This window comes from Mesorhizobium newzealandense, assembly GCF_042682145.1.
GTDB lineage: Bacteria > Pseudomonadota > Alphaproteobacteria > Rhizobiales > Rhizobiaceae > Mesorhizobium > Mesorhizobium newzealandense.
Genome location: NZ_JBHUGZ010000002.1, coordinates 454,755 through 480,225, shown reverse-complemented (window position 1 = coordinate 480,225; position 25,471 = coordinate 454,755). Strand labels below are relative to the sequence as shown.

Here is a 25,471-nt window from a genome sequence, read left to right as displayed (position 1 = left end):
AGAAGTCGAACCGCCAAGGGCGCCTGCCGATCAATCCGTGCCGTCATCGTCGGGCGCGCTCACCTGCGGGCGCCGGCCCATGATGATCTCGCGTTTACCGACATGGTTGGGTGCACCGACCAAGCCTTCCTTTTCCATTCGCTCGACCAGCGATGCGGCGCGGTTGTAGCCGACACCGAGGCGGCGCTGGATGTAAGACGTCGAGCACTTCTTGTCGCGCACCACCACCTTGACCGCCTCGTCATAGATGGAATCATTGTCTTCGGCTGCAACGGATCCCTTGTCGAAGACCGCGCCCTGATCGCCCTCGGCTTCTTCCTCATCCTCGTCGGCTGTCACGGTCTCCAGATACTCGGGGCGGCCCTGCGCCTTCAGATGCGCCACGACATGCTCGACTTCCGCGTCGGCAACAAACGGGCCATGCACGCGCGAAATACGCCCCCCGCCCATCATGTGCAGCATGTCGCCCTGGCCAAGCAGCTGTTCGGCGCCCTGTTCGCCCAGGATGGTGCGGCTGTCGATCTTGGATGTCACCTGGAAGGAAATCCGGGTCGGGAAGTTGGCCTTGATCGTGCCGGTGATGACATCGACCGAAGGGCGCTGCGTTGCCATGATCAGGTGGATACCGGCAGCGCGTGCCATCTGCGCCAGGCGCTGGATGGCGCCTTCGATCTCCTTGCCGGCAACCATCATCAGGTCGGCCATCTCGTCGACGATGACGACGATATAAGGCATCGGCGCAAGGTCGATTTCCTGCTGTTCGAAAAGCGGCTCGCCCGTGCCCTTTTCGAAGCCGGCCTGCACGGTCATCACGACCGTCTCGCCCTTGTCGCGGGCGGCAGCCGCGCGCTCATTGTAGCCGTCGATGTTGCGCACACCGAGCCGCGCCATCTTGCGATAGCGATCCTCCATCTCGCGCACCGCCCATTTAAGCGCGGTGACCGCCTTTTTTGGATCCGTGACGACGGGGGTCAAAAGATGCGGGATGCCGTCATAGACGGAGAGCTCCAGCATCTTGGGGTCGACCATGATCAGCCGGCACTCTTCCGGCTTCAGCCGGTAAAGCAACGACAGGATCATGGTGTTGATGGCGACCGACTTGCCGGACCCCGTGGTGCCGGCCACGAGCAGGTGCGGCATCTTCGCCAACTCGGCGATGACAGGCTCGCCGCCGATCGTCTTGCCGAGACAAAGCGCCAGCTTGCAGCTGGTCTTGCGGAAGCCCTCCGATTCGATCAGCTCCCGGAAATAGACCGTTTCGCGCATCTCGTTCGGAAGCTCGATGCCGATGACGTTACGGCCAGGCACGACGGCGACGCGCGCCGAAACCGCCGACATGGAGCGGGCGATATCATCGGCGAGCCCGATGACACGAGAGGATTTGACACCCGGCGCCGGCTCGAACTCGTAGAGCGTGACGACAGGGCCTGGGCGAACATGAATGATCTCGCCACGCACGCCGAAATCTTCGAGCACGCTTTCCAAAAGATCGGCATTCTGCTCAAGCCGCTCCTGCGACATGTAGAAGCCCTGCCCCTCCGGTGGCCGCTGCAACAACTCTTCGGAAGGGAGCTGGTAGGAATCGCCCGCCGTTGAAGGCGCGATTTTCCCTGCCAGAGGCAAGCGTGAAGAAGGCTGTGCGGCCGCGACCCGCACCGCGATGTCCCGACTCGGCACGACTGTCACGGCAACGGCATCGCTTGCCGCAGCGACCTCGGCCTGCGGCCGCGCGTTGCTCGCCGGCATGTCGGGCTGGGCGGCAGCTTCGTTCGAGTTGGATGGCCTGGCATCAGGCAAAGGCTTCGAGGGCTGGCCTGGAAGCCATTCGATGACACGAAATAGCGAGGTGGCGTCGGCCACCATCGATGGCCTGATATCGATCCGCGCAGCGGCGACCGGCGCCGGCGTGGCCGGGCTGGCCGGCCGGACCTGAGACGAAACGTCGACCAGAAACGGCGCCATGACCTCGAAGAAGGCGTGATCCGAAAGATGAGGCCAGCGCAGCGTCTCGGGGATGGCTGTCTTGATCGCGGCGCTGCCCGCCGGGACAGCAGCCATACGCGCGGATGCTCTTCCCGTTGCGGCCGTCATCGGAGGTACCGACGGAGCACGTCGTACCTTGTCATTGGCACGACTCGGCGCAACAGACGCTGCAGCCAGCGGCGACGTCCTTTGTGCGGCCGTTTCGCTGCCGCCCTGCAACCGGGCTGTTTCCGAATGGGGATTGCGGCTTTTCACCGACGCCGGCAATGCCAGCAGCGAGGGCTCAAGTGGCGCCTCATCAACGATGGATTGCGTGATTGCCTGCTGCGTTGGGAGCGCGACTGGATCGCCTTGCTGGACGACACGGTCGCTCTGCTGGCGATGCTTCTTGGCCTCATAGTCCGGCGTGCGGGTAAAACGCACGTTGGGAGCGAGGAAGAAGTACTCCTGCCAGGCAGGACTTTCGATGTCGCCGATTTTCGAGGCCGAATCGCTTGTCCCAAGGCCTCCCCTCGGCTCCATATAGGGCCGACTGTTGCCGCCGAGATCGACAACCCGCGCGGAATAGCCGGCCTGGTGTGTGCCGGACGGCCGACCGTCCTGTCCCTGGTGAGTCGGGCGATCAAGGCCGCCTGTCACGGCTGAAGGGGCTCGCTGACTGGCCCTGCCGCGCATGCCATCCAAACGCTCCACCCCAGGATCATCGGGCGAAGTTGCCTTCAATGAGTTGACCCTAGGAAAACGCTTGGATTCCATTCTCAAGACTCGCTCTGAAACGTCTGCCGAGCAATAGGGAGCGAGTGGTTAACAGTTGCTTCCCGGCGGGCTCGATCGTCGACGATCTTGGAACAGCAATGTCATCGTACCCGCCGCAACGAACGAGACCAGGCCCGTTGTCTCGCAGCACTCACGCCGGTGGCGCGACCTGCCTGCAGGATCCATAAGGATGTGAGGCAGGCTATCTTCGCGGCACTGCCGAACGGTCTGGCTTCCAGCGCCTGATCGTGACGTCACCATTATCCACCACCCTCGCTTTGACGCGAGGGCGTAAAATACGAATGAACTGGGCTAGCCGGCCTTGCCGTGCCTGACCAGGTCCTGGGCGATGGACAGTTGCAGCGCTTCGGCCAGCTCGCGCGCGGCACGGTTCTCGGCGTCGATCTGCGCCCGGTATGCGGCGAATTCCTGACGCGGCCTGTCGAAGGACGAGGTGATCGAGCGAACCCCGGACGCGATCTTTTTACCGGTCTGGGCATCGCTGAGCGTATAGTTGGCGGTCAGCGTCACGGAACCGGCGGTCGGCTCATCCTCGTCGGTTCCGACCTGCACGAGTGCCGAGGACTCCACGGCTTCGCCCACGCCGAGATAGAGCGAATAGACGGGCGAGGCCGGCTCGCCGGCACCTCGTCCAAATCCGAAGATCAAATTGTTGCGCACCTGTTGCCCAAAACGCGTGTTGACCGGCTTGATGCCGATCGATGCCAGTTCGGCATTGGCGCTGACGGTCGAGCCGGTCGACAACGGCGCGTTCGAATAGAGCGGCCGCACCGTGCAGGCCGAGACCAGCGCAAGCGAGCCCAGCAGGCCGGCAAGTGCGATACGGCGCGGCAAACGGTTCAGCTCTGTCTTTTCCCGATCAGGCAACGACATTGACGATCCTCTGCGGCACGATGATCACCTTGCGCGGAGCCTTACCTTCGAGCGCTTTCTGCACGAAGTCGAGAGCCAATACCGCTTTTTCGACCGCACCTTGGTCCGCGTCGCGGGCAATTGTCAAATCCCCCCGCTTCTTGCCGTTGACCTGCACCGGATAGGTGACTTCGTTGTCGACGACCAGCGCCGGATCGAAGACCGGCCACGGCCGTTCGGCGACGAGATCGGTGCCGCCGAGCGTTTCCCAGCACTCCTCGGCCAGGTGCGGCATGACCGGCGCGATCAGATGCACGAGTATCTCCACAGCCTGCCGGCAGGCGCCTTTCAGCGCCGTATCGGCCTTACCCTCCGCCACTTCGTTGAGCGGCGTGGTCAGCGCGTTGGCCAATTCGTAGATGCGGGCGATGGCGCGGTTGAACGCGAGTTTCTCGATATCCTCGCCGACCGCCTTCAGGATCTTGTGCGCGGCCTTGGAGACGGCTCCGGCTTCGCCGGAATTGGCCGCCACGGGCTCGACACCCACCAGCGTCTCGGCCGCCGTCGACACCAGGCGCCAAATGCGCTGCATGAAGCGATGCGCGCCGGCGGCGCCATCGTCGGTCCATTCGACATCGCGCTCGGGCGGCGAGTCCGACAGCATGAACCAGCGCGCCGTGTCGGCGCCATAGCCGTCGGTGATGTCTTCCGGGCTCACCGTGTTCTTCTTCGACTTCGACATCTTTTCGAGCGGGCCGATCGTCACCGCCTCGCCGGTGGCGATGTCGATGGCACGGCGCTTGCCGTCGACGTCCTCCAGCTTGACCTCGGTCGGCGCCAGCCAGCGGCCATTCGATGCCGAACCCACGCGATAGGTTTCGTGCACCACCATGCCTTGCGTGAACAGTCCCTTGAACGGCTCGGCCAAATCGACATGGCCGGTCTCGCGCATGGCGCGGGTGAAGAAGCGCGAATAGAGCAGATGCAGGATCGCGTGCTCGATGCCTCCAATATACTGGTCGACCGGCAGCCATTCGTTCGCCGCCATGGGATCGGTCGGCTCATGCGCCCAGGGTGCCGTGAAGCGGGCGAAATACCACGACGAATCGACGAACGTGTCCATCGTGTCGGTTTCGCGCCGCGCATCCTTGCCGCATTGCGGGCATTTGACGTGCCGCCAGGTCGGATGGCGGTCGAGCGGATTGCCCGGCCGGTCGAAATCGACATCGTCGGGCAGCTTGACCGGCAGGTCGGCCTTCGGCACCGGCGCCACGCCGCAATCCTCGCAATGGATCATCGGGATCGGGCAGCCCCAGTAGCGCTGGCGCGAAATGCCCCAGTCTCGCAGGCGGAAATTCACCTTGCGCTCCGCCATTGGCCGGTTGCCGATGGTCTTCCCTTCCAGCAGTTTCGCGACCTCGTCGAAAGCCTGATCCGGCTTCATGCCGTCGAGGAAGCGCGAATTGATCATCACGCCGTCGCCGTCATAGGCTTCATCGATGATCTGGAAGCTAGCCGGGTTCTCGCCTTCCGGCATCACCACCGGCACCACCGGCAGGCCGTATTTGTTGGCGAAGTCGAGGTCGCGCTGGTCGCCGGACGGACAGCCGAAGATGGCGCCGGTGCCGTATTCCATCAGCACGAAATTGGCGACGTAGACCGGCAGCGTCCAGCTGTCGTCAAACGGGTGAACGACGCGGATGCCGGTGTCGAAACCCTTCTTGTCGGCCGTCTCCAGCGCCGCCACCGAAGTGCCCATATGGCGGACCTCGTCGATGAACTTGGCCAGCGCCGGATTGGTCTCGGCAGCCTTTTTTGCCAGCGGGTGATCGGCGGCGACAGCCATGAAGGATGCGCCGAAGATGGTGTCGGGCCGCGTCGTGTAGACTTCCAGCTCGTGCTCGTCGCCAGAAGCGGTGGCCAGCGGCCAGCGGATCAGCAGGCCTTCGGAGCGGCCGATCCAGTTCTGCTGCATCAGCTTCACTTTTTCCGGCCATTCGTCGAGCCCGTCGAGCGAATCCAGCAGGTCTTGTGCGAAGTCGGTGATCTTGAAGAACCACTGCGTCAGCTCGCGCTGTTCGACCAGCGCGCCCGAGCGCCAGCCGCGCCCGTCGATGACCTGCTCGTTTGCAAGCACCGTCATGTCCTCTGGGTCCCAATTGACCTTGGAGGATTTGCGCGTCACCAGCCCCTTCTCGACAAAGTCGAGGAACAGCATCTGCTGGCGGTGGTAGTAGTCGACGTCGCAGGTGGCGAATTCGCGCGCCCAGTCCAGCGACAGGCCCATGACCTTGAGCTGCTCGCGCATGGTGGCGATGTTCTGGTAGGTCCATTCCTTGGGATGGACCTTGTTCTGCATCGCCGCGTTCTCGGCCGGCATGCCGAAGGCGTCCCAGCCCATCGGGTGCAGCACGTTGAAGCCCTTGGCCCGCTTGTAGCGCGCCACCACGTCGCCCATCGTGTAGTTGCGGGTGTGGCCGATATGGATGCGCCCCGACGGATAGGGGAACATCTCCAGCACGTAGTATTTCGGGCGCGGATCGTCATTGTGCGCTTCGAACAGCTTCTTGGCGTCCCAGGCTTTCTGCCATTTGGGCTCTGACGCGCGCGGATTGTATCGTTCGGTTGCCATGAGACGTTTTTCACTTAAAAGCATGCGGACTGCGGGCGACAGCTCGGCAGTTCATTGGATATGGTCCGGGTGTTCACCATGGTTTGGCAAACCCGTCAACCATATGGGTCCCGCGTCGGTTAAAAACGCGGATCAAAACAGCGGGATTTGCATATGGGCGACGCCGTTCAGCAGTTTTTCGCGGTCAAGGCCAAGATCGCCGCCGCCGAGCGCGAGGCCGGTCGCGACGCTGGCGCGGTGACGCTGGTCGCGGTTTCCAAGACCTTTGACGCCGCTGACATAAGCCCGGTCATCGAGGCCGGCCAGCGCGTCTTCGGCGAAAACCGCGTCCAGGAAGCGCAGGGAAAATGGCCGGCGCTGAAGGAGACTTTTGCCGATATCGAACTGCATCTGATCGGTCCGCTGCAGTCGAACAAGGCGAAGGAGGCGGTGGCGCTGTTCGACGTCATCGAGACGGTCGATCGCGAGAAGATCGCCGTTGAACTCGCTAGGGAGATCGCCAGGCAAGGCCGCGCGCCAAAGCTCTATGTCCAGGTCAACACCGGCTCCGAGCCGCAGAAGGCCGGCATCGAACCCCGCGACGCGGTCGCCTTCGTCGCCCGTTGCCGTGCTGTCCATGGCCTCGGCATCGAAGGCCTGATGTGCATCCCGCCGGCGGACGAAAACCCCGGTCCACATTTCGCATTGCTGGAAAAGCTTGGCACGGAAGCCAGCGTCACCCGACTGTCGATGGGCATGTCCGGCGACTATGAAACGGCGGTCGCCTTCGGCGCCACCAGCGTCAGGGTCGGTTCGGCGATCTTCGGCAGTCGCTAACACGCCGCGGCCCTTGGACCAGCTTGGCGAGTTCGCTGGACCAGCATTGGAAACGAAACGTACCGTTCCTATCTGCTGGGTGTCATCACGATTCTCTGGAGCCTTCAACCATGCGTTACAACCAGCTTGGAAATACGGGGATGTTCGTCTCCGAACTTTGCCTCGGCACCATGACCTTCGGCGCCGCCGGCGAAAACGCCCAATGGGGCCTGATTGCCAGCCTCGACCAGAAGGGCGTCAACGAGATCGTCGCCCGCTCGCTCGCCGCCGGCGTCAATTTCTTCGATACGGCCGACGTCTATTCCTTTGGCCAGTCTGAGAGACTGCTCGGCCAGTCGCTGAAGGACCTCGGCGTCAACCGGCAGAACGTCGTCATCGCCACCAAGGTGCACGGCGCCATGGGCGAAGGCCCGAACCAGCGTGGCTCGTCACGCGGCCACATCATGGATTCGGTCGATGCCAGCCTCGAGCGGCTGCAACTCGATCATATCGATCTCTATCAGTTGCACGGCACCGACACGGTGACGCCGATCGACGAGACGCTACGCGCGCTGGATGATCTGGTTGCCTGCGGCAAGGTCCGCTATGTCGGCGTTTCCAACTGGCAGGCCTGGCGCATCGCCAAGGCGCTCGGCATCGCCGACCGCAAGGGCTTCGCCCGCTTCGAGACCATCCAGTCCTATTATTCGATCGCCGGCCGTGATCTCGAGCGCGAAATCGTGCCGCTCATCAACGAGGAAAAGCTTGGCCTGATGGTGTGGTCGCCGATGGCCGGCGGTCTGCTCTCCGGCAAATACGGCCCCGGCGCGCCCGGCAATGGCGAGGGCCGCCGTGCCTCCTTCAACTTCCCGCCGGTCAACGAGGAGCGCGCCTGGGCGGCCGTCGCCGTCATGCGCGAGATCGCCAGGAAGCACGATGTGAGCGTTGCCACGGTGGCGCTCGGTTATGTCCTGGCCAAGCCGTTCGTGATGAGCGTCATCATCGGCGCCAGCCGCATGGAGCAGCTGGAGCAGAACCTCGCCGCCACTGAAGTGAAGCTCGACACCGACGATCTCCTCCGCCTCGATGAGGTCAGTGCCTTGCCGGCCGAATATCCCGGCTGGATGGTCGAGCGTCAGGCAGCCGGCCGCCGCCCGGCGCCGTTCACGCCGAAAGCATAGAAGCTGGCAGCGCAGACATCTCGGGAGCCCGCCGGTTCCCGAGAACCCTGTCAGGTCAGCCGCACGCTCTCCCCCAGAAAATCCAGAAAGGCCCGCACCCGCGCCGGCAAATGCCGCCCCTGGCCGACATAGACGGCGTGGGTGGGCTCCTCGTCACCGGGATTGAAATCCTCAAGCAGCGACACCAGCCTGCCCGCAGCGAGATCGGCTGCCACGTGCCAGCGCGCCAGCCGGGCGATGCCGGCACCCGCCAGCGCCATCAGCCGCATCGCCTCGCCATCGCTGACCAACGTGTTGCCGGTGATCGGAACCATGATGGGGCTGCCGGCCGCATCGACGAACGGCCAGCCATCGAGATGCCTGGCGAAACCGAAGCCCATGCGGTTGTGCTGGTCGAGATCGGCGGGCGTCAGTGGCGTGCCATGTGCGCCGAGATATGAGGGTGCGGCAACGACAACCACCGGGCTTTGCCCGAGCTTGCGCGCCACCAGCCGTGATTCGCCGAGCGGGCCGGCACGGATGGCGACATCGGCGCGTTCCGCCATCAGGTCGATGACGCTGTCGGTCAGCACCAGATCGACCGAAATCTCTGGGTAGCGTTCGAGGAAGCGCGGCAGAAGCGGGATCAGCCGGTGCACCCCGAAGGGAACGTAGGTGTTGACGCGCAGCCGTCCGCGTGGCGCCGCACCCGCCGCGGCCTCCTGTTCGGCCGCTGCCATGTCGGCCAGGATGCGCAGGCCGCTGTCGTAGAACGCGGTGCCTTCCGGCGTCAGTTGCAGCTTGCGTGTCGAGCGGCTGACCAGCCGTGCGCCAAGCCGCGCCTCCAGCCGCGCGATCAGCTTGCTCACCGCCGACGGCGTCATGCGCAATGCGCGTGCCGCGGAAGAGAAACTACCTTCCTCGACAACGCGCACGAACACTTCGATCTCGCCGGAGCGATTGATGTCGGGTCTGGCCATTTGTGAATCTATTTCACAGAAAATATGCCCAGAGCAAGTCTGGTTCACAATGCATGGCAACACGATCTTTCGGGTCGGGGCGCGGGACGGCGCTCTTCGTCATCGAAGTGGAAATCGCCATGCCTCTTGCTCTTTACGCCCTCGCCGCCGGTGCCTTCGGCATTGGCGTCACCGAATTCGTCATCATGGGTCTGCTGCTCGATGTCAGCAAGGATCTGGGCGTTTCGATCTCGGCCGCCGGCCAGCTCATTTCGGGCTATGCGCTCGGCGTCGTCATCGGCGCGCCCCTGCTGACCATCGCCACCGGCAACTGGCCGCGCAAGACCGTGCTTCTGGCACTGATGGCGATCTTCACGCTGGGCAATCTCGCCTGTGCGCTGGCGCCCGACTATTGGACGCTGATGGGCGCCCGCATCATCACCGCCTTTGCCCATGGCACCTTCTTCGGTGTTGGCTCGGTGGTCGCCACCGGGCTGGTCGCGCCCAACAGGAAGGCCTCGGCGATCGCGCTGATGTTCACCGGCCTGACCATCGCCAACATCCTCGGCGTGCCCTTCGGCACCTGGCTCGGCCAGGCCTTTGGCTGGCGGGCGACCTTCTGTGCGGTAACCGTGGTTGGCCTGGCGGCCTTCGCCGTCATCTTGGCTCTGGTGCCAAGCAGCCAGACAGCGCCTGAGAAAACCGACCTGCGCGCCGATCTCGCCGTGCTGCGCCGCACGCCCGTCCTGCTCGGCCTCGCCACCACCGTGCTCGGCTATGCCGGTGTCTTCGCCGTCTTCACTTACATCGCCCCGTTGCTGACCGAGATCAGCGGCTTCAAGGAGGCGGCAGTGTCGCCGATCCTGCTCGTCTTCGGCGGCGGTCTCATCGCCGGCAATCTCGCCGGCGGCAAGCTCGCCGATCGCTGGCTGGTGCCGGCCGTGCTGGGCAGTCTGGTGGTGCTGGCCCTGGTGCTCGCGACCATGACCTTCGCCATCCACAGCCAGGTGATGGCCGTGATCTATGTCGGCCTGCTGGGTGCCGCCGCCTTCGCCACCGTGGCGCCGCTGCAGATGTGGGTGCTGGAAAAGGCGCAAGGTGCGGGCCAGAGCCTCGCCTCGTCCTTCAACATCGCCGCCTTCAATCTCGGCAATGCGGCAGGTGCCTGGCTTGGTGGCGCGGTGATTGCCCATGGCCTTGGCCTCGGTGCGCTCACCTGGGTCGCTGCCCTGCTGCCGCTCGCCGCACTCGCCGTGGCGGGACTGGCACTGCGACTCGATCGCACCCCTGCGCTCGGCGCGCCCGTCTCCGTCCCATCGTAACATCAGCCGGCAAAACCGGATCGCTTTTCGACATCCCTCTTTCCACATCATCAGGAGCCAAGAAAATGGACTATCGACGTCTCGGTGCATCGGGCCTGAAAGTGCCCGCACTCTCATTTGGCGCGGGAACCTTTGGCGGCTCCGGCCCGCTGTTCGGCGCCTGGGGCAATAGCGACGCCACGGAAGCGCGGCGGCTGATCGACATTTGCCTTGAGGCCGGCGTCAACCTGTTCGACACCGCCGACGTCTACTCGAACGGCGCGTCCGAACAGGTACTTGGCGAAGCGATAAAAGGCCGCCGCGATGCCGTGCTGATCTCGACCAAGACCTCGCTGCCGATGGGCGACGGCCCGGCCGATTACGGCTCGTCGCGTTCGCGGCTGATCAAATCGGTGGACGATGCGCTGAGGCGCCTCGGTACCGACTACATCGACCTGCTGCAGCTGCATGCCTTCGATAACGGCACTCCGATCGAGGAGGTTCTGTCGACGCTGGACGCGCTCGTGCGTGCCGGCAAGCTGCGTTATGTCGGCGTCTCCAACTTTTCCGGCTGGCAAGTGATGAAGTCGCTGGCGGAGGCCGACAAGCACGGTTATCCGCGCTATGTCGCGCATCAGGTCTACTATTCACTGGTCGGCCGCGACTATGAGTGGGAGCTGATGCCGCTCGGCCTCGACCAGGGCGTCGGTGCGCTGGTATGGAGCCCGCTCGGTTGGGGCCGGCTGACCGGCAAGATTCGCCGTGGCGCAAAGCTGCCGGAAAAGAGCCGGCTGCACGACACCGCCAGCTTCGGCCCGCCGGTCGAGGACGAGCATCTCTACCGGGTCATGGATGCCCTCGACGCGGTGGCCGAAGAAACCGGCAAGACGGTGCCGCAGATCGCCATCAACTGGCTGCTGCAGCGCCCGACCGTGTCGTCGGTCATCATCGGCGCCCGCAACGAGGAACAACTGCGCCAGAATCTCGGCGCCATCGGCTGGACCTTGACGCCGGAGCAAATCAGCAAACTCGACGCGGCAAGCGAAGTCACCGCGCCCTACCCATACTTTCCCTATCGCCGCCAGGAAGGTTTCGCCCGGCTGAACCCGCCAGCGGTTTAAAAAGGACCGTTGGGCGACAGACGACAACCAGGCCATTCGCCCGCCACTAAGGTCCGCTTTCCACCCGTTGCGGACCTTAGAACCACTGACCATAATGCAGAATGACAACTCTACCGACTGCTGTTTTGCCGATATTTGCCGCAGCCGGATGGTCTACCGGGCGCAATGTGCCCGTGTCTCCAGCGGTCCCGGCCAGTCATCCGGTGGCTGCCATTCTCAGCGGGTTCGGTGGCCTCAATGTCGGCAAGCTCGGCCCTGGGCTGGAATGCGCCCGGAGCGACGTCCTTTTCTGCTGGTCTCCAGACGAAGGCTACCAAGAAATTTTCGAAATTGGAGACTTGCTTCAGACGGAGTTGGCTTGCTTTGCCTGCGCTCACAATGGCCACGAAAGCCTTTATATCGATAGAGAGGGCCGGGTGTTTGCGGTCTTCCCGGACATGCCCGGCATAAGCTTTATGGGCCACACTTTTGGTGAAGCAATGGAGCGCTCCCTGCTGGGCCGAAAGGCATCACCTCTTCTGCTGCCGTCCCATGATAAAGTGTCATGGTACGGCGAGATACTTACGCGTGGAGACCCTCAGATCCTGAGCATCGAGGATCTGACGACGGGATAGGGCGACCCGACCGCCGCTTTTCACCAATCTCGGCCATTGCCATTTTGGCGGCAGACGGTCGATTGAGTTTTGACCCTAGTGAAGCACGAACTCGCCATCGACCTTGCGCCATTCGTTCGGCGCGATCAGCTTCTGGTGCGTGTAAACAACCGAATGCAGCGGCCCGTCGAGCCTGGTCTTCCAGAATTCGATGAACCGGATCAGCACTGGAAATTCCGGAGCCAGGTCATAATCCTGCCAGATGTAGCTCTGCAGCAGATGCGGATGATCTGGGAAGTGATAAAGAATCTTGGCCGTGGTCAGGCCGTAGCCCTTGAGCATCAGGTCCATTTCGGAATGGTCACGCATTGCGATCCCCAGGTTGAGTCACCTTGCCTCCCAACGTCAGAGTGTGCGCGCCGTTGCTTAACTGTCTATTGATTTTTTCTTATCGAAAACGAGTTTTCCGCGCGAAAACATGCGGTTAGCAGCGCGCTTGGCCGAGTGCTGACAGCTCCGTGCTGGCCCCCTGCGGCATCCCGCCACGCAAACCCAACGTCTAATATTGCCGTCACGACGGAACTGGTAATAATGCCGCCGAATTCGCGGCCGCTTCGCCGCGATCCCGCCGGCGTTTCAAGCCGGCGGATTGGTTCGGGAGGAAAGTGAAGAAAATGTCAGAGGTTCATGTCCATCGCGTCCAGCCGGCGTGGAAGAAAAACGCGCTGATCGACAATGACACCTACCTGAAATGGTATGCCGACAGCGTCAAGAACCCGGACAAGTTCTGGGGCAAGCACGGCAAGCGCATCGACTGGTTCAAACCCTTCAGCAAGGTCAAGAACACCTCCTTCGACGGCCAGGTCTCGATCAAGTGGTTCGAGGACGGGCTGACCAACGTTTCCTACAACTGCATCGACCGGCACCTGAAGAAGCGCGGCAACCAGACCGCCATCATCTGGGAAGGCGACAATCCCTACGACGACAAGAAGATCACCTACAACGAGCTCTACGAGCATGTCTGCCGGCTCGCCAATGTGATGAAGAAGCACGGCGTCAAGAAAGGCGATCGCGTCACCATCTACATGCCGATGATCCCCGAAGCCGCCTACGCGATGCTCGCCTGCACGCGCATCGGCGCCATCCACTCGATCGTCTTCGGCGGCTTCTCGCCGGACGCGCTGGCCGGCCGCATCGACGACTGCAAGTCGACCTTCGTCATCACCGCCGACGAGGGCCTGCGTGGCGGCAAGCCGATCCCGTTGAAGGACAACACCGACAAGGCGATCGAGATCGCCGCCAAGGCCGGAACGAAAGTCGAAAAGGTGGTTGTCGTGCGCCGCACCGGCGGCAAGACCGGCTGGGTGGCAGGCCGCGACGTCTGGTATCACGACGAAGTCGCGACGGTGAAGGCCGAATGCAAGCCGGAGAAGATGAAGGCGGAGGATCCGCTGTTCATCCTCTACACCTCGGGCTCGACCGGCAAGCCGAAGGGCGTGCTCCACACCACCGCCGGCTATCTCGTCTATGCCTCGATGACGCACCAATATGTCTTCGACTACCATGATGGCGACATCTACTGGTGCACCGCCGATGTCGGTTGGGTCACCGGCCACAGCTACATCGTCTACGGGCCGCTCGCCAACGGCGCCACCACGCTGATGTTCGAAGGCGTGCCGAACTATCCGTCGCAGTCGCGCTTCTGGGAAGTCATCGACAAGCACAAGGTCAACATCTTCTACACCGCGCCGACGGCATTGCGCGCGCTGATGGGCGCCGGCGATGCGCATGTCACCAAAACATCGCGCAAGTCGCTGCGCGTGCTGGGCTCGGTCGGCGAGCCGATCAATCCTGAAGCCTGGGAGTGGTATTTCAACATTGTCGGCAACGGCAAGGTGCCGATCGTCGACACCTGGTGGCAGACCGAGACCGGCGGCATCCTGATCACGCCGTTGCCCGGCGCCACCGACCTCAAGGCAGGCTCGGCGACGCGGCCCTTCTTCGGCGTCAAGCCGCAACTGGTCGACGGTGAAGGCAAGGTGCTGGAAGGTGCGGCCGACGGCAATCTCTGCATCACTGATTCCTGGCCGGGCCAGATGCGCACCGTCTATGGCGATCATGACCGCTTCATCCAGACCTATTTCTCGACCTACAAGGGCAAGTACTTCACCGGCGACGGCTGCCGCCGCGACGCAGATGGCTATTACTGGATCACCGGCCGCGTCGACGACGTCATCAACGTCTCCGGCCATCGCATGGGCACGGCGGAAGTCGAATCGGCGCTGGTCAGCCACGACAAGGTTTCGGAGGCCGCCGTCGTCGGCTACCCCCATGACATCAAGGGCCAGGGCATCTACTGCTATGTCACGCTGATGGCCGGCGAACAGCCGAGCGAGGAGTTGCGCAAGGAACTCGTCGCCCATGTCCGCAAGGAGATCGGCGCCATCGCTTCGCCCGACAAGATCCAGTTCGCGCCCGGCCTGCCGAAGACACGCTCGGGCAAGATCATGCGCCGCATCCTGCGCAAGATCGCCGAGGATGATTTTTCGGCCCTCGGCGATACCTCGACGCTGGCCGATCCGGCCGTCGTCGAAGACCTGATCGCCAACCGGCAGAACAAGAAAAGCTGATGCAATCAACTGTCGCGGTGGGCTCCGTCACCGAGCTTTGGCGCTATCCGGCGAGTTCGCTCGCCGGCGAACGCCTGGACGCGATTTCGGTGGATCAGGAAAGCGTCGACGGCGACCGCATGTTCGGTCTCGTCGATGTCTCCGACAACGAAATCGCGCGGCCGGACCGCGACGTGAAATGGCACAAGGTGCCGCACATCCGCACCCGGCTGTCACAAGCCCGCGAGCTCGAGATCGCCATCCCCGACGGTGACTGGCTGGCGGCCCCCGGCGCCGAAAGCGATCGCGCCGTTTCCGCCTATCTCGGCTTCGCAGCCGCGATCCGGCCGTTTCGGAGGGACAACGCGGCGCCCGGCTTTTCCGGGCCGTTGACCGCCGAGCGTTACCGCAAGGCCCCGATCCACTTGCTGACCACGGCTTCGCTGGCGCAGCTGAAGGCATTGCACCCCGAAGGAGTGCCTGACCCGCGCGGCTTCCGCCCCAACATCGTCGTCGACATGGCAGCGATCGAAGGCTCGTTTCCCGAAACGGAATGGATCGGCCGCAAGCTGGCGATCGGCGACCTGCTGCTGACCATCTCCGAGCCGTGCCGCCGCTGCGGCTTCACCATCATCGCCCAGGAAGGTTTCGATAACGACCCGGCCATCCTGCGCAATCTGGTTCGTCACAACGCGCACAATCTCGGCGTCTACTGCACGGTCGACCAGCCCGCCCGCGTCGAAATCGGCGCGGCGATGCGATTCATCTGATCATCGGTAGAGGTCCGCCCGCGTCGGCGGCAGGCCGCTCGGGCCGCGTGCCCGTCTGGTGACGACGGTCTGGAAAATCTGCGCCGAGGCGCGCTCGAAGGTGATCGAACAGCCGGTGAGATAAAGCAGCCACAACCGTGCCTTGGCTTCGCCGACCTCGGCGATCGCCTCGTCGAAGCGGGCATGCAGACGCTCCGCCCACAGCCTGCAGGTGCGGGCATAGTGCTCGCGCAGGTTCTCGACATCATAGACGAGGAAGCCATGCGCTTCGAAATTGCCGAGCGTCATGCCGATCGTGTCGAGTTCACCGCCGGGGAAGATGTATTTGATCAGCGCCTTGTATTCCGGCCCCTTGCGCAGGGTTTTCTTCATGTCGCCCTTGCTGCGCCTGGTGATGGCGTGATGCAGATAGATGCCGCCCGGTTTCAGCAATCGGTGGATGGTGGAGAAATAGGCGGCATGGTTGGCCAGCCCCAGATGCTCGAACATGCCGATCGACGATACCTTGTCGAAGCTACCGGAGAGCTCGGCGTAGGATTTTATCTCGATGGTGATCCTGTCCTCCAGCCCCTCGGCGCGAATGCGCTCCCGGGCGAGTTGCGTCTGGGCTTCCGACAGCGAGACACCGTGGCCGACAACACCATAGTTCTTCACGGCATGGATCAGCATCGCTCCCCAGCCGCAGCCGATGTCGAGCAGTCTTTCGCCGGGCTTCAGCCGCAGCTTGCGGCAGATATGGTCGAGCTTGTCGATTTGCGCCTGATCGATGCCGTCGGCGAAATCCTTGAAGTAGCCGCAACTGTAGACCATGCGCTCGTCGAGGAAGAGCCGATAGAAGGCATTCGAGATGTCATAGTGATGCTGAATCGCTTCCTGGCTCGAACCGCTGACGAAGGGATTGCGCCCCGAAAGATCGGTCCGCGCCGTCATCTGCTTCCTTGAAAACAGCACGGCCGGCAGGTCACGCAGGATCGCCAGCTTGGGCAATGCCTTGAGTTTCGACCTGAGCTTGCCTTGCGAAGGCAGAGCGTAGAAATCAAACAGCGATCCGTCTTCGACATCGACCGCCTTGGAAATCCACATCTCGATCAGCGTCGAGAAAGAAGGGCGGCGAACCATCTGCCAGACAATGTCCGGGTCGTTGACGGTAAGCACGGGGCCGGTGGCGGGGCCAATCCGCTCGCCGGTCCAGAGCTTGACGGCAAAGCCCGGCTTCAGTGTTTCAACTACCGTTCGAACGATCCGCGCGGCCTTGTCGGTGGCGTCCATGCTCCCTCCCGAAGCCAGAGCGCCAATGTTGTCCGTTTGCCCCTGGACTGCAAGCCGCCCGTCTGGCCGGCCTGTCTGAAAAGACACACCGCCGGCTTTTTGGGAGTGATGCCTTGCCATTTGCCAAATCAGACCCCATCATCTCTGTGTTGTTCAACAAATCGAAAGGAGGTGATCCGATGTCGAGTGATTTCGTTTTCCAGAACGTGGCCTCAGCGGATTGCACTTTCGGGAAGCAGTCTTCCCGTTAAGGCGCGAGATGCGCGGCGGGTGACCCTAGAGGTCACCGCCATTGGCCGCGCCACGGACGGAAACACGGAAGGCCGCCGGCTTCGAAAGAAGCGGCGGCCTTTTCCTTTTGAAACCCAAGCCGAAGACCGGCGCATCGCTTTGCCGCGAATGACCAGGTTCCGGGCTGCTATTTGGTCAGCGCCAGGGTTTCGATGTTGCGGGCAATCGCCTGAAAGGCGTTGTCGAGTTCGGCACCGGTGGCGGCCTGATAGAAATGCTTGATCGAACCGCTGTCGGCGCTGGCACAGTCCTTCAGGGTCGCTTCGGCATTGGCTTCTTTCAGATCGAAGCCGATCGTGAAGATTTCGATGCCCTTGCCTCGCATGGCGGCACAGAGCGTCTTTGCAGCTGTGCGGGTCGGTTCCTTGCCGGCGTCGTTGTAGACCTCGTCGACGCTGCTGGCGTCGAAATAGGATAGGTTGAATTCGCCATCGGTCATCAGGATCGCATATTTGGCGACTCTCTTCTGGTCCATCCTTGCCGGCCTCTCGGAGGCTTTCATCACGCTGCCCCAGTTCTCCGAGAGCATGAACCAAGTCCACTGCACGCCGATATGGCCGGCGGTGCCGCCCGATGCGACAAAATCCTTGATGACGTTCTTGAGTGCGTCGGCGTTGGCCGTCAACGGCACGAGCCCGGCGGCCGGGCAAGCGGCGGTACGGCTGTTTGCGGCAAAGGTCGACAACAGATAGTCGCGATTGACCATGCTGGAACCGGGACCTGCGTCCGAATATTGATCGGCACCCTTACGTTCGGTGGCACAGTAGTCCGGGCGCGCCGAAACGGCCTGTGCGCTGGTGTTGCCCGGCGCCTGCTTGCGCTGGCTGGCGTTGGTTTCCACAAAGACGCTGCTGGCGGCGAGCGCCCCTGTATTGACCGAATTGGCGTAGGGCACGATGGAAACACGCACCCTTGGCCTGGTCGGATCCTGGTTGCCCAGGAAACTGTCCACCGCATTGCTCGCGGCCGCCTTCAAATCCTTGATCTTCTGACCTGCCATGGATCCGGTCACATCGAGCATCATCGCCACTTCGATGTTCCTGTCCGAATAGAGCGCCGTTGTGGAAGCGGTGACGCGTTTCATGTCACCCATGCTGAAGATCGGGAAATACAGGGCGACATCGACATGGGCGTCGGCCTGGACCGTGTTGGCGGTCCTGTCGACAATCAGCCTGTCCATGACGATCTGGTTGGCCTGCAGGATGCCCGCCTGGCTGTTGGCGTCGAGAAAGACCTGCACCGATTTGTTGGCATCGGCTTCCCTAGTGACGCCGGTCGTCAGGTCGCGTGCCGTCGACGTCACCGCGGCGTCGACAACGCCTTGCAGGCTCGATCTGGCATTGTAGAGCTGCGATACGTTGACGGAAAAGCCAACAGCAAGCGCCAAGACCGAGGCGGTAAGGCCGAACAGCACTGCAAAATTTCCACCGCGATGGCTGGCGAAAACGCCGACCGCGTGAACAAGACCCCCGTATTTCCGCATCCTATTGCCTCCACTCGCCTCGGCCTCGTCGCCGCGGGAAGGGCAATGCAGGATTCCAGCCGGGTGACGCCGCCACGGCGCAGAAGACCCGCCATGCGCCAACAACCTATTGTTTTTGTTTGGTTTCGAGCTGCATAAAGGTGAATGACTGGTAAACAGAAAAACACTTTTGCGACTTCGTTTACGAGCCGCTTACCATGATCGGAGCAAGAGATTCCGGAATGCCCGATGACGTCCTGTTGCGGTACAGGGCTTCTGTGCCGAAGCGAACCAGTTGTCCCGCAGTGCGCGAAGCGGCCGGACTAGGCCAGCATCTGCGCGCTGACCGTCCTGTCGATGCCGTGATAAGGCGGATTGAACAGATTGCCTTCCTGTTCGTAGGTCCACACCTTGAACAGGCTGAGCCGATGCGGGCCGAAACTGTGCAGCAGCGGCACGTCGGTGGCGTCGCGGCCGCGCGCGATCACGACGCGGCCAATCCTTTGCGCGTTGTGGCGGGGATCGAACGTGTACCATTTGCCGTCGAGGAATACTTCCAGCCAGGCCGAGAAATCCATCGGCGCCGGATCGACCGGCACGCCGATGTCGCCGAGATAGCCGTTCACGTAGCGCGCCGGAATGTTCATGCAGCGACAGAGCGTGATCGCCAGATGGGCGAAGTCGCGGCACACGCCGACGCGCTCCTCATGCGCCTGTGCCGCGGTGCGGGTCGAACGCGCATAGCCATAGCCGAAGGACAGCCGGTTGTGGACATAGTCGACGATCGCTTGCGCCCGCGCCCAACCCGAGGGGAGATGGCCGAAAAGCTGCCACGCCAGGCCGCTCAGATGATCGGTCTCGCAATAGCGGCTGCCGAGGAGATAACCGAGCACCTCGTCGGGCAGTTCCGGCACTGGCACTTCCCTGGCGAGCGTGTTGACCGCATCGGTCTCGCCGCTGTCCTCGACGACCGCATCATAAAGGATGCGAAAGCCGCCGGCGGGCGCGGTGAAGCGGCGGCAGGCATTGCCATGCAGATCGTGGTAGAGCCTTGTCGGCACGGCGGGCGATGTCAGCACCCGCGTCTGCCGCTTGATGTCGGCCTGCCTGTCCTTGTGGATCTCGAGCAGTGAAATCACCGGGGTGGCCGCGGTGCATTCGATGGCGATTTCGTAGCCGAGCCGGATCAGCATCGCAGTCCCCCTTCGATCCTCGTGGAAAACAGTTTTGCTCAAACGCGGAAGGAAGGGCCGAAGTTCCCTGGGGCCATCGAAAAGATGGCCGTCGCGCCTTCCCATAAAGACGCCGCGACGTTAGGTTCGGCGATCGCCACAAGCGCTCCCCCTACTCAAGGAAAACCATGTTCGCAGGCAAGAAATTCGCGGCCTTCCTCTTCGATATGGACGGCACGCTGCTCAATTCGACCGCCGCCGCGGAGCGCGTCTGGAGCAATTGGGCGATGGGGCACGGCCTCGACGTGGCGGCTTTCCTGCCAACGATGCATGGCAGGCGGGCCATCGAGACCGTCCGCCGGCTGGCACTTCCCGGGGTCGACCCACAGCACGAGGCGAACGAGATTACACGGGCCGAAATCGCCGATGTCGAAGGGATCAATGCCATCGCTGGCGCTGCGGCATTCTTGAGTGCGCTGCCGCCGGATCGCTGGGCCATCGTAACATCATCGCCGCTCGCGCTTGCGCTGGTGCGGATCGCGGCGGCGGGCATCCCGCGTCCGGCGACAATGGTCACGGCGGAAGACGTGGTTCACGGCAAGCCTGCACCCGACTGCTTCCTGTTGGCGGCCGAACGGCTTGGCTTCGACGCCCACGACTGCGTGGTTTTCGAGGACGCAACGCCGGGCATCCAGGCGGGCGAGGCGGCCGGCGCCACGGTGGTGGTGATCACCGCGACGCATCAGCACAAGATGGACACGCCGCACGCCAGCATTTTTGACTACAGCGGCCTGACGGCGGTCACTGACGCCCAGGGCCGCCTTGGTCTGGAGCGAATGCAAAGCGCGGCGGCTTCCTGATGCATGTCGCCCAAAGCATACCCACGGGCCTGACCCGAGGGTGCGCAGCGGTTTTGGGAGAACGACATGCATAAAATGCATAAAGCAAAGACCTGAAGCGCGTCGCCTGATCCCGTTCGAACGCTACGCGCTTCAGATCCTGGCAACGCCTAGAAATCGCTGGTCAGGCCCTTGACCTCCCAGTCGCCATAGCGACCGGGCTCCCTGCCGCCACGGCCGCCGACTTCCTTCGGCGCCGCGGCTTCCTTCTCCAGATATTTCACTCGCCTTGCTTCAGCTTCCGCGAGCGCTCGTCTGGCTTCCGGCGTCAGCGCCTTTGGCTGGACGTCGTGGCCAAGGTCGGCATTGGTTTTACTGGTTTCGTCGTTCATGCGATATTTCCGGCGGATTGAAACGGGGACTGGCATTTCCCATCATATAGCGATGAGCCCCACAGGGATCGACCCCCTTCACCAGCTGGGCAGGAGCAGACGATGAACACACTTCGCACCGCCATGCTTCTTGCCGCAATGACGGCGCTGTTCATGGGCGTCGGCTTTTTGATCGGCGGAACCGGCGGCATGATGATCGCCCTGCTGATTGCCGCCGGCACCAATCTGTTCAGCTACTGGAACGCCGACAAGATGGTGCTGTCGATGAACCGCGCCGTCGAGGTCGACGAAAAGAACGCGCCCGAATACTACGCCATCGTTCAGTCACTGGCCCAACAGGCCGGCCTGCCGATGCCGAAGACCTATCTGATCGACAATCCGCAGCCGAACGCCTTCGCCACCGGCCGCAACCCGCAGAACGCCGCGGTCGCCGCCTCCACCGGCCTGCTACAGCGGCTGAGCCATGAGGAAGTCGCCGCGGTGATGGCGCACGAACTCGCCCATGTGCAGCATCGCGACACGCTGACCATGACGATCGTCGCCACCTTTGCCGGCGCCATCTCGATGCTTGGCAATTTCGCCTTCTTCCTCGGCGGCAATCGCAACAACAATCCGTTCGGCTTTGTCGGCGTGCTGGCGGCGATGATCGTCGCGCCCTTCGCGGCGATGGTCGTGCAGATGGCGGTCAGTCGCACCCGCGAATACGAGGCCGACCGGCGCGGCGCCGAAATCTGTGGACACCCGCTCTGGCTGGCGTCGGCCCTTGACAAGATCGCCCGCGGCGCCGAACGCATTCCCAACCCCGATGCCGAGCGCAATCCGGCAATGGCACATCTCTTCATCATCAATCCTCTTTCCGGCGAGCGCATGGACAGTCTGTTTTCCACCCACCCGAGCACCGAGAACCGCATCGCCGCCCTGCAAGCGATGGCGCGGCAGATGGAAGATGGCGACGCCAAGGTCGCCCCGCGCCAGGCCCCGGCGCCCCGGCAGGCGGACGAACCGCAGCCTTCAGGCCCGTGGGGCCAGGCAGCGCGGCCTGAACAGCCGGCGGAACCGGCCGAGCCGAAACCCAATCCATGGGGTCGCAACCCGACCGGGCCCAAAGGCCGGTGGTCGTGAGCGTGTCGGACAGAGGACCTCGGCGCACCGTTTCAGGCGATCAGGAACACAAGGACGGCGGCGACTTCGTTGCCGGTCTCGCCGCCCGCAAGGCCGCGGCGCGCCTGCTTGCCGCCGTCATCGACGCCAGGACGCCGCTCGACGGACTGACCGACCACGAGAACGGCCACCCGCAATACAAGGCGCTCGACCTGCGCGACCGTAGCCTGGTCCGCGCCATTCTGGTCACCGCACTGCGCTATCGCATGACCATCACGGGGCTGCTCGCCCGCCGATTGGAGAAGCCGCTGCCGCCCAACGCCACCGCGCTGTCGCACATATTGCATGTGGGGGCGGCACAGATCCTGTTCCTCGACATTCCCGACAGCGCCGCCGTCGACCTGGCGGTGACCCACGCCAAGTCCGATCCGCGCACGCTGCGCTTTTCCGGCCTGGTCAATGGCGTGCTGCGCACGCTGGCGCGTGCCAAGGAAACCGAGCTGCCTGCCGCCCTTGCCGCCACCGACGAAGCGCCGAAATGGTTCTCCGATCGGCTGAAAACCGCCTATGGCCCTGAGAAGGCCAGGCTGATTCTCGCCGCCCATCGGCACGAGGCGCCAGTCGATTTCTCGGTCAAGACCGACCCAGAGCTGTGGGCCGAAAAGCTCGGCGGCATCGTCCTGCCGACCGGCACAATTCGGGTGGAGAAGCTTGCCAATGCCGTCATCGAATTGCCCGGCTTCACCGAGGGCGCCTGGTGGGTCCAGGACGCCGCGGCCAGCCTGCCGGCACGGCTGTTCGGCGATGTCAGAGGCTTGCGCGTCGCCGATCTCTGCGCCGCCCCCGGCGGCAAGACCGCACAGCTCATTCTCGCTGGCGCCAACGTCACCGCCGTCGACACCTCGAAGAACCGGCTGGCGCGGCTGACGCAAAACCTTGAACGTCTCGGCCTGTCGGCCGACATCGTCCAGGCCGACCTGCTCAAATACCAGCCGGAAGAGCTGTTCGACGCCGTGCTCCTCGACGCGCCCTGCTCGTCGACCGGCACGGTACGGCGGCATCCCGACGTGCCGTGGACCAAGACGGCGGCCGATGTCGAGAAGCTGGCCGACCTGCAACGCAGGTTGCTCGCCCGCGCCGTCACGCTGGTAAAACCCGGCGGCAGGATCGTCTTTTCCAACTGCTCGCTCGACCCGATCGAGGGCGAAGACCTCTATCGCGCCTTTCTGGCCGGCACAGCGGGAGTAGCCAACGATCCGTTGCGACAAGGCGAGATCGCCGGCATCGATCCATTCCTGACGCCGCAGGGCACGCTGCGCACCACGCCCGCCGATTTGGACCTCGGTGCGCCGGAACGCTCGGGCCTCGATGGCTTCTTCGCCGCGCGCATGCGTAGAGCCGGCTAAGGTTTTAACCGACCGGATTTACTGACTTTTTCAGGGAGAGTCGGGGGCATAACCGGGTGAGCCGGGGCCGTCCGATGGAATTCGCCTTCGCACGAGTCATGCAATCATGTAAACTTGCGCCGGGGTAGAGGACGATCAGGAGGGGTTTTGGCACTCGCTGCCAGCAGCACGACGCGTCTATGGACGCTTGTCGCGAGGGAGTTCTGGCGCAAAACGCGCCGGCGCCTGCGTGCCGGGCCGATCTATCGCTGGCGCTATTCCGGCCGCACGCCGGAACGTGTGCTGATCGCACCGCCGGACCTGCGCGTCGCCGACCCGCAGATCGCGCTTGAGATCTACTATGGCCGCTATCCCTTGTCGGGGCATCTGGTCGAGACCGGCGGCAAGTCGCCTTTCCAGATCAACGTGCCCAACCATGGCTGGCAGAAGACGCTGCATGGCTTTCGCTGGCTGCGCCACATGCGCGCCGCCGGCACCGAGCTCGCCGCCGCCAACGCCCGCGCCTTGGTCTCCGACTGGATCGTCATGCACGGCAGCCATATTTCCGGTATCGCCTGGGAGTCCGGCACTACAGCCAAGCGTATCATCGCCTGGCTGCAGCACTCCTCTGTCGTGCTGCAGGGCGCCGAGTTCCCCTTCTACCGCGCCTTCCTGAAATCGCTCGCCATCCAGATCCGCTACCTCAGGTCGATGGCGCGCGAAATGCCTGACGGCAAGGACAGGCTGCGCGCCCGCATCGCGCTCGCCTTCGCCGCCCTGTCGCTGCCGGCGCCGGCATCAGCACTGCGCGGCGCGACCCGCAACCTTGCGGACGAACTCGACCGCCAGATCCTTGCCGACGGCGGTCACATTTCGCGCAATCCGATGGCCGTCCTGGAAATCCTCGCCGACCTTTTGCCGCTGCGCCAGACCTATGCCAACCAGGCGGAAACGCCGCCGCAGGCCCTCATCGGCGCCATCGACCGCATGCTGCCGGCGTTGCGCTTCTTCCGACATCAGGACGGTAGCCTCGCCCGCTTCAACGGCATGGGCGCCACCATCCATGACCGCATCGCCACCATCCTGCGTCACGACGATACCGCCGGCGCGCCGCTGCTGCATGCGCCGCATTCCGGCTATGAGCGCCTGTCGATGGGCGGCGCCACGATTATCGCCGACACCGGCCTGCCGCCGCCGATCGACGTGTCCAACGCCGCGCATGCCAGCTGCCTCGCCTTCGAACTGTCGTCCGGCCGCCAGCATTACATCGTCAACGCCGGCATCGACACCTACGGCGCCGCCGAGTTCCGGCCGCTGGCGCGCGCCACCGCGGCGCACTCGACCGCCACCATCAACGACACCTCGTCGGCGCGGTTCAGCCATTCGCTGCGCGTCAACGACCTGCTCGGCTCGCCGCTGATCGGCGGCCCGCAGCAGGTGCAGTGCAAGCGCACCGACCAGAAGGGCGCTCAGGGTTTCATCGCCCGCCATGACGGCTATGTCCCGCGCTTCGGCTTCCTGCATGAGCGCGAGCTGAATTTGTCGGCGAACGGCAACGTGCTGGCCGGCAGGGACCGCTTCCTGCGGCCCGGCAATGCGGAAATCCGCAACAACGGCCGTGACTTCGTCACCATACGCTTCCACGTCCATCCCGACATCAACCTGCTGCAGGACGAGCACGACCGGCTGGTCCTGGCCGGCGATCAGGCCGACACCTGGGTGTTCACCTCCAGCGAAGTGGAGCCGGAGGTCGAGGAATCGATCTATTTCGCCGGTCTTGGCGGCCCGCGCCGCAGCCGCCAGATCGTGCTTGCCTTCAAGGCCTCGGAGGTCGCCGAAGTCCACTGGCAGCTGACGCGCACCAGCATCGCCGGTTACCCGGAAAACAACTGATCGTATCTGCCTCGAGCATGAGGCCGAGAAGTTGCAGACTTTCGGATAACATCATGCGGCAAAACAAAGAGCCAGCCAGCGCTTCCGGTTTGATTTCCCGATGTCATGTGCTACG

General features: G+C 63.4%; 20 protein-coding genes. 11 read left to right on the top strand and 9 right to left on the bottom strand.

Going from position 1 to position 25,471, the window contains the following annotated elements; all coding sequences use genetic code 11:
* Positions 1–30 precede the first annotated feature (30 nt).
* The 3 genes from ACFSOZ_RS06540 to leuS form a co-directional block, all read right to left on the bottom strand.
* Positions 31–2,739: a DNA translocase FtsK gene (locus ACFSOZ_RS06540; RefSeq protein WP_379094928.1), complete on the bottom strand. Its 2,709-nt coding sequence runs from the start codon at positions 2,737–2,739 to the stop codon at positions 31–33.
* Positions 2,740–3,051: 312 nt separating this feature from the next.
* Positions 3,052–3,633 (bottom strand): LPS assembly lipoprotein LptE, encoded by a 582-nt coding sequence (lptE, locus tag ACFSOZ_RS06535; protein WP_379094926.1) that lies wholly within the window; start codon positions 3,631–3,633, stop codon positions 3,052–3,054.
* Complete coding sequence (gene leuS, locus ACFSOZ_RS06530) at positions 3,620–6,244, bottom strand: leucine--tRNA ligase (protein WP_379094923.1); 2,625 nt, start codon at positions 6,242–6,244, stop codon at positions 3,620–3,622. The genes lptE and leuS overlap by 14 nt, the downstream gene beginning before the upstream one ends.
* A 153-nt stretch (positions 6,245–6,397) precedes the next feature.
* Here leuS and ACFSOZ_RS06525 point away from each other — a divergent pair, with 153 nt between their 5' ends.
* On the top strand, positions 6,398–7,060 hold the full coding sequence (locus tag ACFSOZ_RS06525; RefSeq protein WP_379094920.1) for a YggS family pyridoxal phosphate-dependent enzyme: 663 nt from the start codon (positions 6,398–6,400) through the stop codon (positions 7,058–7,060).
* Positions 7,061–7,170: 110 nt separating this feature from the next.
* Positions 7,171–8,220: an aldo/keto reductase gene (locus tag ACFSOZ_RS06520; protein ID WP_379094917.1), complete on the top strand. Its 1,050-nt coding sequence runs from the start codon at positions 7,171–7,173 to the stop codon at positions 8,218–8,220.
* Positions 8,221–8,270: 50 nt separating this feature from the next.
* Here ACFSOZ_RS06520 and ACFSOZ_RS06515 read toward each other — a convergent pair whose 3' ends face one another.
* A complete protein-coding gene (locus ACFSOZ_RS06515) occupies positions 8,271–9,179 on the bottom strand; it encodes a LysR family transcriptional regulator (RefSeq protein ID WP_379094914.1) in 909 nt (302 codons plus the stop codon).
* A 119-nt stretch (positions 9,180–9,298) separates the two neighbouring features.
* On the opposite strand from ACFSOZ_RS06515, the gene ACFSOZ_RS06510 reads away from it, so the two are divergent.
* The 3 genes from ACFSOZ_RS06510 (at position 9,299) to ACFSOZ_RS06500 (ending at position 12,194) form a co-directional block, all read left to right on the top strand.
* Complete coding sequence (locus ACFSOZ_RS06510; RefSeq protein ID WP_379094912.1) at positions 9,299–10,480, top strand: MFS transporter; 1,182 nt, start codon at positions 9,299–9,301, stop codon at positions 10,478–10,480.
* A 65-nt stretch (positions 10,481–10,545) separates the two neighbouring features.
* Positions 10,546–11,580, top strand: a complete 1,035-nt coding sequence (locus ACFSOZ_RS06505) for an aldo/keto reductase (protein WP_379094909.1) — start codon at positions 10,546–10,548, stop codon at positions 11,578–11,580.
* Between the two features lie 101 nt (positions 11,581–11,681).
* Positions 11,682–12,194, top strand: coding sequence for an SUKH-3 domain-containing protein (locus tag ACFSOZ_RS06500; RefSeq protein WP_379094906.1), 513 nt, complete (start codon positions 11,682–11,684; stop codon positions 12,192–12,194).
* A 75-nt stretch (positions 12,195–12,269) separates the two neighbouring features.
* On the opposite strand, the gene ACFSOZ_RS06495 is transcribed toward ACFSOZ_RS06500, so the two are convergent.
* The gene (locus ACFSOZ_RS06495; protein WP_111548407.1) at positions 12,270–12,542 is read right to left on the bottom strand and encodes an usg protein; all 273 of its coding nucleotides are present in this window, start codon (positions 12,540–12,542) and stop codon (positions 12,270–12,272) included.
* A 305-nt stretch (positions 12,543–12,847) separates the two neighbouring features.
* Between ACFSOZ_RS06495 and acs the strand changes: the two genes are divergently transcribed.
* Positions 12,848–14,803: an acetate--CoA ligase gene (gene acs / locus ACFSOZ_RS06490; RefSeq protein WP_379094903.1), complete on the top strand. Its 1,956-nt coding sequence runs from the start codon at positions 12,848–12,850 to the stop codon at positions 14,801–14,803.
* A complete protein-coding gene (locus ACFSOZ_RS06485) occupies positions 14,803–15,552 on the top strand; it encodes an MOSC domain-containing protein (RefSeq protein WP_379094900.1) in 750 nt (249 codons plus the stop codon). Before acs ends, ACFSOZ_RS06485 begins: the two co-directional genes overlap by 1 nt.
* Here the strand turns inward: ACFSOZ_RS06485 and ACFSOZ_RS06480 are convergent, their stop codons facing one another.
* The 3 genes from ACFSOZ_RS06480 to ACFSOZ_RS06470 form a co-directional block, all read right to left on the bottom strand.
* Entirely contained in the window at positions 15,553–16,821 is a 1,269-nt protein-coding gene (locus tag ACFSOZ_RS06480; protein WP_379094898.1) for a class I SAM-dependent methyltransferase, read from the bottom strand.
* A gap of 418 nt (positions 16,822–17,239) precedes the next feature.
* Positions 17,240–18,595 carry a pilus assembly protein TadG-related protein gene (locus ACFSOZ_RS06475; RefSeq protein ID WP_379094895.1) on the bottom strand — a complete coding sequence of 452 codons (1,356 nt, stop codon included), beginning with the start codon at positions 18,593–18,595 and terminating at the stop codon, positions 17,240–17,242.
* A gap of 302 nt (positions 18,596–18,897) precedes the next feature.
* Positions 18,898–19,767 carry a transglutaminase-like domain-containing protein gene (locus ACFSOZ_RS06470; RefSeq protein ID WP_379094892.1) on the bottom strand — a complete coding sequence of 290 codons (870 nt, stop codon included), beginning with the start codon at positions 19,765–19,767 and terminating at the stop codon, positions 18,898–18,900.
* A gap of 167 nt (positions 19,768–19,934) precedes the next feature.
* Between ACFSOZ_RS06470 and ACFSOZ_RS06465 the strand changes: the two genes are divergently transcribed.
* The gene (locus tag ACFSOZ_RS06465; RefSeq protein WP_379094889.1) at positions 19,935–20,606 is read left to right on the top strand and encodes an HAD-IA family hydrolase; all 672 of its coding nucleotides are present in this window, start codon (positions 19,935–19,937) and stop codon (positions 20,604–20,606) included.
* A 149-nt stretch (positions 20,607–20,755) separates the two neighbouring features.
* Here the strand turns inward: ACFSOZ_RS06465 and ACFSOZ_RS06460 are convergent, their stop codons facing one another.
* Positions 20,756–20,977, bottom strand: a complete 222-nt coding sequence (locus ACFSOZ_RS06460) for a DUF1674 domain-containing protein (protein WP_379094886.1) — start codon at positions 20,975–20,977, stop codon at positions 20,756–20,758.
* A 102-nt stretch (positions 20,978–21,079) separates the two neighbouring features.
* Here ACFSOZ_RS06460 and htpX point away from each other — a divergent pair, with 102 nt between their 5' ends.
* From htpX to ACFSOZ_RS06445, 3 genes are all read left to right on the top strand, one after another.
* The gene (gene htpX, locus ACFSOZ_RS06455) at positions 21,080–22,099 is read left to right on the top strand and encodes a zinc metalloprotease HtpX (protein WP_379094883.1); all 1,020 of its coding nucleotides are present in this window, start codon (positions 21,080–21,082) and stop codon (positions 22,097–22,099) included.
* Complete coding sequence (locus ACFSOZ_RS06450) at positions 22,096–23,484, top strand: RsmB/NOP family class I SAM-dependent RNA methyltransferase (RefSeq protein WP_379094880.1); 1,389 nt, start codon at positions 22,096–22,098, stop codon at positions 23,482–23,484. Before htpX ends, ACFSOZ_RS06450 begins: the two co-directional genes overlap by 4 nt.
* Before the next feature lie 147 nt (positions 23,485–23,631).
* A complete protein-coding gene (locus tag ACFSOZ_RS06445) occupies positions 23,632–25,356 on the top strand; it encodes a heparinase II/III family protein (RefSeq protein WP_379094877.1) in 1,725 nt (574 codons plus the stop codon).
* Positions 25,357–25,471 lie beyond the last annotated feature (115 nt).